The 8,722-nt window shown below is 73.1% G+C and carries 9 protein-coding genes; 6 read left to right on the top strand and 3 right to left on the bottom strand.

Annotation, left to right across the window (positions count from 1 at the left end; all coding sequences use genetic code 11):
- The first annotated feature begins 302 nt into the window (after positions 1-302).
- Complete coding sequence (locus ACFXPX_RS42545; RefSeq protein ID WP_380521642.1) at positions 303-2,411, top strand: phosphocholine-specific phospholipase C; 2,109 nt, start codon at positions 303-305, stop codon at positions 2,409-2,411.
- A gap of 491 nt (positions 2,412-2,902) precedes the next feature.
- Positions 2,903-3,283, top strand: coding sequence for a hypothetical protein (locus ACFXPX_RS42550; RefSeq protein ID WP_380644994.1), 381 nt, complete (start codon positions 2,903-2,905; stop codon positions 3,281-3,283).
- 171 nt (positions 3,284-3,454) lie between these two features.
- Here ACFXPX_RS42550 and ACFXPX_RS42555 read toward each other — a convergent pair whose 3' ends face one another.
- Positions 3,455-4,099, bottom strand: coding sequence for a hypothetical protein (locus ACFXPX_RS42555; protein ID WP_380521646.1), 645 nt, complete (start codon positions 4,097-4,099; stop codon positions 3,455-3,457).
- Between the two features lie 76 nt (positions 4,100-4,175).
- Positions 4,176-5,042 carry a helix-turn-helix transcriptional regulator gene (locus ACFXPX_RS42560; RefSeq protein WP_380644995.1) on the bottom strand — a complete coding sequence of 289 codons (867 nt, stop codon included), beginning with the start codon at positions 5,040-5,042 and terminating at the stop codon, positions 4,176-4,178.
- Positions 5,043-5,143: 101 nt separating this feature from the next.
- Between ACFXPX_RS42560 and ACFXPX_RS42565 the strand changes: the two genes are divergently transcribed.
- A complete protein-coding gene (locus tag ACFXPX_RS42565; protein WP_380644996.1) occupies positions 5,144-5,851 on the top strand; it encodes an SDR family NAD(P)-dependent oxidoreductase in 708 nt (235 codons plus the stop codon).
- 62 nt (positions 5,852-5,913) lie between these two features.
- Here the strand turns inward: ACFXPX_RS42565 and ACFXPX_RS42570 are convergent, their stop codons facing one another.
- Complete coding sequence (locus tag ACFXPX_RS42570) at positions 5,914-6,492, bottom strand: YbhB/YbcL family Raf kinase inhibitor-like protein (protein WP_380644997.1); 579 nt, start codon at positions 6,490-6,492, stop codon at positions 5,914-5,916.
- Between the two features lie 260 nt (positions 6,493-6,752).
- On the opposite strand from ACFXPX_RS42570, the gene ACFXPX_RS42575 reads away from it, so the two are divergent.
- From ACFXPX_RS42575 to ACFXPX_RS42585, 3 genes are all read left to right on the top strand, one after another.
- Complete coding sequence (locus ACFXPX_RS42575) at positions 6,753-7,265, top strand: DUF6584 family protein (RefSeq protein ID WP_380644998.1); 513 nt, start codon at positions 6,753-6,755, stop codon at positions 7,263-7,265.
- A 185-nt stretch (positions 7,266-7,450) separates the two neighbouring features.
- Positions 7,451-8,083: an LPXTG cell wall anchor domain-containing protein gene (locus ACFXPX_RS42580; RefSeq protein ID WP_380644999.1), complete on the top strand. Its 633-nt coding sequence runs from the start codon at positions 7,451-7,453 to the stop codon at positions 8,081-8,083.
- 11 nt (positions 8,084-8,094) lie between these two features.
- Complete coding sequence (locus ACFXPX_RS42585) at positions 8,095-8,565, top strand: hypothetical protein (RefSeq protein ID WP_380595203.1); 471 nt, start codon at positions 8,095-8,097, stop codon at positions 8,563-8,565.
- The last annotated feature ends 157 nt before the right edge of the window (positions 8,566-8,722 follow it).

Here is an 8,722-nt window from a genome sequence, read left to right on the forward strand (position 1 = left end):
GAAGCTAAGCCTCACAGCGCCGATGGTACTGCAGGGGGGACCCTGTGGGAGAGTAGGACGCCGCCGAACAATCATTCAGAAAAGGCCCTGCCGGGTGAACCCGGCGGGGCCTTTTCGCGTTTCCGGCCGTTCGGTGTGCGGCGGAAGCGGAGTAGGCCGCCGGGGCGGGAAGTTGACTGGACAACAGTTGGCCGAAAGCTCACGTGGCGTTCGCCGTCGCACTGTGTACGGCCCGTGTGCGCTGCCTTATGTTCGAGCCTTCTCGGAACACCCATGCATGGCACGACTGGGAAGGACATCACGTGGCCTCCATCGACAGGCGCCGTTTCCTCCAGCTGGGCGGCGCGTCCGCCGCTGCCGCGGGCTTCGGCGTCTTGCCGCCCGCGGTCGGCAAGGCGCTGGCCCTGCCCGCGATCAGCCGGACCCGCTCGATCAAGGACGTCGAACACGTCGTCATCCTGATGCAGGAGAACCGTTCCTTCGACCACTACTTCGGCACCCTCCGCGGCGTGCGCGGGTTCGACGACCCGCGTCCCACGGCTCTGCCCGACGGCCGGCCGAACTGGCACCAGCCCGCCGCCGCGGTGAAGACCGGGCGCTACCACGACCGCGGCCTGCCGGCCTCCGAGAAGGAGGTGCTGCCCTGGTACATCGACCCCAGGAACACCACCGAGCACCAGGCCGGGACGGACCACGGGTGGAGCAGCGGTCACCTCGCCTGGAACGAAGGGCGCCACGACCAGTGGGTGAACCAGAAGCAGGACGTCATGACGATGGGGCACCTCAAGCGTCAGGACCTCCAGTACCACTTCGCCCTCGCCGACGCGTTCACCGTCTGCGACTCGTACTTCTGCTCCGTCCACGCCGACACCGCGCCCAACCGCATCTACCTGTGGACCGGCACCAGCGACCCGCGCAACGCCTACGGCCGCAAGCCCAACGGGCCCGGCCTGGAGGAGCGCAACGGCAAGAACGGCTACACCTGGACGACGTACCCCGAGCGGCTTGAGCAGGCCGGGGTCAGCTGGAAGCTGTACCAGGGCGGTTCCGGTGAGCCGGGCACCCCGACGGACAACTACACCGACAACTCGCTGATGTTCTTCGAGCGTTACCAGGTCGCCGAGGGCGCCTCCGGTCCGCTGGTGGAGAAGGGCGCGACCGACCACACGCTCAAGGAGTTCCGGGCCGACGTCCAGAACGGCCGGCTGCCGCAGGTCTCCTGGATCGTCCCGCCGTACCTGTACAGCGAGCACCCCTCCGCCACCCCCACCGACGGCGCGTACTACATCAACCTGGTGCTGGACGCGCTCACCTCCAACCCCGAGGTCTGGGGCCGGACCGTCTTCCTCATCAACTACGACGAGAACGACGGCCTGTTCGACCACGTCGTGCCGCCGATGCCGCCGGTCGTCAGCCGGCCGGGCGGTCAGGGCATGGTCTCCACCGACCTGGAGGCGAGCCTCGGCGACGAGCTGCTCGACCTCGCCAAGTACCCGGGCGAGATGAGCCCGCTGGTGCCCGGCGCCGACCGCGGCGGGCTGCAGCCGATCGGGCTGGGCCCGCGTGTGCCGCTGCTGGTCATCTCTCCCTGGTCGCGCGGTGGTTGGGTCTGTTCGGAGACCTTCGACCACACCTCGGTGCTGCGGTTCCTGGAGGCCCGCTTCGGTATCGAGGAGCCCAACATCAGTGCCTGGCGCCGGTCCGTCTGCGGTGACCTCACCTCGGCGCTGGACTTCTCCGGTGCCGACCGGGGGAAGGTCTCGATACCCGTGCCCGCGCCGATCGCCTCCCAGGGCAAGCCGTACCAGGTGCCGCTGCCCCAGCGGATGCCCACCCAGGAGCCGGGCACCCGCCCGGCCCGCGCCCTCCCGTACGACCTGCGGGTCAACGAGGACGAGACCGACGACGCGACGGTGTTCCAGCTCAACCTGAACAACCGGGGCGCGGCCGGGGCCTGGCTCTACGTCTACGACCGGACGGCGCCGACGGCCGCCCCCCGCCGCTACACCGTCTCGGCCGGTGACAGCTTCGAGGACCACTGGCCGCTGGTCGACGGCGGCTACCACCTCGTCGCCCACGGGCCGAACGGCTCGGTGCAGGAGTTCGAGGGCAAGACGGTGGGCGGCCTGGTCGCCCGCTTCGAACCCGGTAAGGACAAGGTGCGGGTGACGGTGTCCAACCACGGGGACACCACCCGCACCGTCACCGCCGAGAACGCGTACGCCAAGGGCGCCAAGCAGGGCCGCACCCTGCGGCCCGGCGACGACGCCCGGTTCACCTTCGAACTGCGCGACGAGAACCGCTGGTACGACGTCGCCGTCGCCGCCACGGACGGGCCGGCCTACCGGCGCCGCTGGGCCGGGCACCTGGAGAACGGCCGCCCCGGCATCAGCGACCCCGGGCCGCGCTGACCGCTGCCCCGACGGGTTCCGCCGGCGGAGCCCGACCCCGTTCCCGCGATGCTCCCCGCACAACCGGGCCGGTCCCCGTCCACTCCGGACGGGGACCGGCCCGCCGCGCACCATCGGGTGGAGCGAGCGGACGGTGCTGGGGGATGATCCCCTGCGTGACGGAAGAGGCAGGTAGTCCAGGTGCGGACGACGCTTGTGCCTGGGGCGAGCGGCTGGGCTGGGCGTTCGGACTGATAGCGGATGATCCGGCGGTGAGAAGTGCAGCGCTTGACCAACTGGCTGAGGCACAGAGGCAGGTCGAGGACGCGCTCGGTCGGTGCAATGAGCTGTGGCGGCTGACGATGCCCCTGGGGGCGGAGGAGCAGTACCAGGAGCCGGCCTGCCGTGAGGCGCGCCGGAGGTATGGCCGAGCGCGGGGACGTTCGCTGCCTGACGGGCTGTGGGGTCGCCCCGCGAGCGGGGATCTGGCGCATTGGCCCGGGCTGCCCTACGTGTTGCTCTTCCTGGAGTGGGAAGCGAGATACCCGCAGGAGTGGACCCACCATCCGAAGGCGTGGGGCACGAAGCAGAGTCTTCTCCGGGACCTGGCCCTGGTCCACCAGCCGGAGGCGATCAGGGCGAAGCTCACCGACTTGGTCGAGATCGTCGTCCACCGCGCGTACCGCTGCAAGGACCGCGAGTACGTGCGGGTCGCCCGGGCCGTCGACAGCGCCGACCTGCGTGGCAGGCTCGACCGCGCGGTCGAATCCGACAGCCCGTGGGCCCGCTGCCAGGCAGGGTACGTGCGCTGGCTCCTGGACCGCCCCGACCTGCCGAACACACGTCGTGTCTGGCGGGCCTGGCTGGCAGGCCAGGCCCCGGCGTCGAGGTGACCCGCGACTGAGCCGGGAGGACCGTTCCTTCCGGCGCGTCACCTCATGGCCGCGGTCTCCTTCGACAGCCGGTTCCAGTACGGGCTGTCACGGCTCCTGCTGCCGAGTGCCTGAACCCTTTCTAGCAGGGGCCGAGGCGGCGCCCCGGCCCGCCGGGACCAGGGCCGGCCGTCAGGGGCGGCCCGGCACCCACAGGGGGACGGGGGCCACGAGGGGCATCGCGCGCGCCGCGTCCTGCTCCAGCCAGCCGTCGACCCGGGCCGGGTCGCCCTCGCTGAGCTCCACCAGCGCGGCCGCGGCGATCCGGGCGCAGCACAGCACCAGCGCCAGGGTGTCCTGGCGGCGGTGGCGCTCCCGGACGTAGGCCTCGGCCCGCTCCTGGGCGCGGAGGCGGTGGGCCGGTCCGTCCTCGGCGGTCAGCGCCTGGACGCCGTGCCACACCAGGGTCAGCGCGCAGGGCTCGGCGGGGTGGGCCTGGTCCTCCCGCTCGGCCTCCTCGCGGGCCTCGGCGGAGCGCTGGCCCAGCCAGCCGAGCGCCGTCGCCGCGTCGTCCCCGCAGGAGCGCAGCAGCAGCTCGGCGGCCTGCTCGACGACGGCGGGTACCACCGCCGAGGCCGGCACCCGCAGCCCGGGGGCGGCGGTGTCGCCGAAGGACAGCCAGGCGTCCGCGAACGAGGCCGCGCGCAGCCCGCCCACCCAGGCGGGCGCCCCGCCCGTCGCCCCCAGCCATTCCTCGGTCCCCAGCCGGACCAGCCCCACGGCAACCAGATTCGCCGCGTCCCCGTCCAGGCCCAGCAGTCGTCCGCTCCGCACCACGCACCCCCACCTGCGTTCGTCACCCTTCGAGCACATCCCACCACACCGGGGCGCGAACGAACTAGGCAGGGGCACGTCACGAATCGGTGCCGGTACCGACGCCGGTGCTGGGGCGGCCTGCCAGTGTCTGGGTGCCGATCACCGCCAGCAGCGCCAGCCGCTCGGCGTCCTCGGTGCCGGGTTCGGCCGTGTAGACCATGATCCGCAGATCGCTGCCCGCGACGCTGAGCACGTCGCAGTCCAGCGTCAGCGGTCCCACCTCCGGGTGGTCGACGGTCTTGCGCGAGGCCTCCTGGTGCCCCACCGCGCCGGAGTCCCACAGCTCGGCGAACCGCTCGCTGTTGCCGCGCAGATCGGCGATCAGGCGCCGCAGCCGCTGGTCCGCCGGGTAGCGGCCCGCCGTCGCCCGCAGGTCGGAGACGACGGCGGTCTCCAACGCCCGCCGGGACTCCGGAGTGTGGCGGACCCGGCTGCCCTCGCCGAGGAAGTTCCGCCACGCTCCGTTGCGCTCCTTGCCGTGCCGTTCACCCATCAGCGCGGTGTAGAGCGGATTGGCGAGCAGCAGCGTCCACGCCGCGTCGTGGACGGCGACGGGTGTGCCGGTCAGCCGGTCCAGCATCCGTTGCACGCTGGGCGTGATGTAGGCGGGCACCGTGCCGCGTCCCGGCGCCACCAGCCCGGCGACCCGGAACAGGTGCTCACGCTCCTCCGCGTTCAGTCGCAGCGCCCGCCCCAGCGCCTCGACGACGTGCTCCGACGGGTTGGCCGCCCGGCCCTGTTCGAGGCGGGTGACGTAGTCGACCGAGATCCCGGCCAGCAGCGCCAGCTCCTCCCGGCGCAGTCCGGCCGCGCGCCGATGGCCGCCCGCCGGCAGGCCGGCCGCCTCCGGCGGGACCCGGTCGCGCCAGCGCCGTACCGTCCGCCCGAACTCCGTGGTCGCCATGCCACCACTGTGCACCGCCCCACCCGCAGGTGCCTGGTACCGGCAGTCCCAGGAAGACCGGACGCCTGGCTGACGGTGTCGCCGCGCAGCATCGTGGAGGCATGACCACCACACTGATCACCGGAGCGAACAAGGGCCTCGGCTTCGAGACCGCCCGCCAACTCATCGCCGCAGGCCACACCGTGTACGTCGGCAGCCGGGACCCCGAGCGCGGGCGTCGCGCCGCCGAGCGGCTGGGCGCGCGGCCGGTCGTCATCGACATCACCGACGACGCCTCGGTCACCGCGGCGGCGAGGACCGTCGAGGCCGACGGCGGCCTGGACGTGCTGGTCAACAACGCCGGCGTGGAGGAGCGGGACGCGGACAACCGCGTCATCGGCGCCGCCGACGTCACCGCCGACCTGATGCGGAGCACGTTCGAGACCAACGTCTTCGGCACGGTACGCGTCCTCCACGCGTTCCTCCCGCTGCTGCAGCGCTCCGCCGCCCCCGTCGTCGTCAACCTCAGCAGCGGCCTGGCCTCGCTCATCCGCGTCACCACCGCGGGCACCCCCACCTACGCCTACCCCGGCGTCGCCTACCCGGCCTCCAAGGCCGCCGTCAACATGATCACCGTGCAGTACGCCAAGGCGTTCCCGCACATGCGCATCAACGCCGTCGAGCCCGGCTTCACGAAGACGGACCTCAACGGCAACACCGGTATCCAGACCGTCGAGCAGGGCGCCGGGATCATCGTCCGGATGGCCTGCCTGACCCCGGACGGCCCCACCGGCACCTACCGCGACGCCGAGGGCCCGCTGCCCTGGTGACCGATCCACCGGGTGACCGACCCACCGGGTGGGCGCGCGGCCGGGCGGGGCCGGGCCGGGGGTCAGCGTTCGCTGGTGCCGGTGATGCGGCCGCGGGCGAGGACCGGGGTGGTGAGGGAGGTGAGGAGGCGGCGGGGACGGGTGTTCGGGAGGGCGGCGCGGTTCGGCAGGGGCTCGGCGAGGGCGTAGAGCTCGAAGACGTAGCGGTGCGGGCCGTGGCCCTTGAGCGGCTCGGGGCCGTGGTAGCCGCGGCCGATGAAGGAGCGCAGCAGGGTCACGCCCGGGGCGGGGGCGGACTTGGCGAGGGCGCCGGGGGCGAGCTCCTGCGGGCTCGGCAGGTGGGGCCCGTCGAGCAGGGCGAGGCAGTGGACGGCGGGGTTCGAGCCCAGCGGGACGTCGATGTCCTCGACCACGAGCAGGAGTTCGGCCGTTCCCGCCGGGGGCGTGCTCCAGGCGAGGTGGGGGGAGAGGTTCTCGCCGCCGACCCGGGTGCCGCTGTGCCGGGTGGGCAGGAGGCCGGCGTCGGTGAAGTCCCGGCTGGTGAGGGTGAGGGTCTCCGGGCCGTCCAGGCAGGGCTGGTTCCAGGCGTAAGTGCGTTCTTCCGGGCGGCGGTTGCGCAGCAGGGTGCCGAGTACGGACATGGGGGCCGCTCTCCTTGGGCCGGTGGCGCCGTCAGGGGGCTTCGGCGGGCGGGGTCGGTGACGTGCACGACCTTACGCCGCTTGTCGTCGGGATAAGCCTCCCTGGTCACCAGGCCCCGGAGGCCTCGGCGGGCCTCGGCGGGCCTCGGCAGAATCATTGTTGCCTATCAACTACTTTCTCGCCCGGGTGGCCGGTGGTGGTTGGGGTGCGGGCATGAAACCCGTTTGACCAGCGCTTCTTCGTCGATCACGATGCTCCGGTGACAGTTGAGACCACCCTCGCGAAGGTCGACGCGGACCTCCGTGCCGGCCGGATACCCGTCGCCCGCCAACGCCTGCGTAGCCTGGTGGGCCGCTACCCGGCGGACCTCACGGTCCGGCGCCGGTTGGCCGAGGTCTACCGGCTGTACGGGGAGCCGGTCGAGGCGGGCCGCTGGGCCTACCTGGAGGAGGAGCGGGACGAGGCCGAGACCGCGGCCTTCGAGGGCCGTTACGCCGATCCGCGGCGCCGGATGCGGGCGCTCGCCTGGCGCACCTCCGAGCGCACCGCGTCGACCGAGACCGCCCGTGCCCGGCTGGCCGAACTCCGTGCCGCGGCCTCCGCGGAGGAAGGCCGCCCGGTCCAGTGGGGCCAGGTGTCCGACCCTTACCGGCCGAACGCGTCCGACGACGACAGCGGGCCGTGGTTCTGCCTCGGCATCGGCTTCGTCGGCCTGCTGCTGGGGGCCTTCGCGGTGCTCGGCATGGTCACCTTCGCCGGCTGGTGGTTCTGAGCGGTTCGGTGCGGTGGTGCGTGCGGGGATGAACCCCCGGGCGGGGGTGGGCCGTACTTGACGGTGGCGGCCCGTCGGGGCCGTCCGGTGCTGCCCCGGGTGCCCGCCGATTCCCACGGACGGCGCGGCCGGGGCGGCCCTCGTGGCCCCCACGAACGCCCTGAACCCTCCGAGGAGAAGCACAGATGAAGCACGTACGCCGCGCTGCCGCGGTCACCGGTGGTGCGGTCGCCGCCCTGGCCCTGGCCGGGACCGGGCAGGCCTTCGCCTGGCACCCCGGCGACGCCTCGCTGACGGTCGGCTGCCGGACGGACGCCGGTCACGTCGAGGTCGTCCTCGGCAACAACTACCAGGACGCGGGCGACTACACGCTCAGCCTGATCGGCGGCACCGAGGAGCACCACGGCACCATCGCCGGGCACGGCACCGCCAAGGTGACGGTCGGCTACTCGGGCCACGGCGACCGGTGGCGCTACACCCTGGCGGACACCCACATCGACCAGCAGATCGCCGACGTGCCGCTCTGCCCCTCCGCGACGCCGACGGGCACCCCGACGCCGACCCCGACCCTGACCAAGCCTGGGACGCCGACGCCGACGCCGACGCCGAGCGGGAGCCCGTCGGGGAGCCCGTCCTCGCCCGCCGCGCACCCCAGCGCCTCGCCCTCGGCGAGTGCCTCCGCCTCCGCCGCGCCGGCGCTCGCGCAGACCGGTGGCGGCGGCAACACCGGCCTCGCGGTGGCCGGTGCCGCGACCCTGGTCGGCGGTGCCGGGCTCGTCGTGGCGGCGCGCCGGGTCGCCGCCCGCCGCAAGGCCTGACGGTCCGGCGGATGTTCGTCGACGGAGCGTGGCGGATCACGGTGGTCGGCAAGGACGCCGACTTCGAGCAACGGGCGGTGGTCCGTACCCCGTACGGGGTCCTGGTGCTGGCCGGTGCGGTGGGGGAGTCCCTGGTCGTCGACGCCGACACCTGGGAGCTGCGCCTGGAGCACCTGTGGCCGGGGCGCGGATGGCGGCCGGACGTCGAGGTGGTGCCCGGTCCGGTGACCGGTACGGGCGGCCGCCGCAGCCGGGAGGTCCGGGCGACGGACTGCTACTGGCCGGGGCAGCCGCGGCCGGTCCTGCCGCACAACCTCGTGCTGCGGCTGGACGCGTTCGGGGCCGAGGAGCCCGCGGCGCGACCGGTACGGACGGTGCGGGAGGCGATCACCCCGGCGGGAACACCGCTGATCCGGACCAGTTCCGGCCCCCAGGTCGACACGGTGGACAGCAAGTCCACTGCGGGCAGGGCCGGTTGGTGACCGCCAGGGCGTGAACGGGGAGGGGCGGCCGCGTGCGCGGCCGCCCCTTCGCGCGTGGTGGCGCGGATGCTCTTATGGATGTCAAGCAGCGATGGTGAGCTGCTCGGTGGTGGTGCTCGGTGTGCTGGGCGTGGTCAGGACTCGGTAGATCTCTCGG

The organism is Kitasatospora sp. NPDC059146 (assembly GCF_042786665.1).
Taxonomy (GTDB): Bacteria; Actinomycetota; Actinomycetes; order Streptomycetales; family Streptomycetaceae; genus Kitasatospora.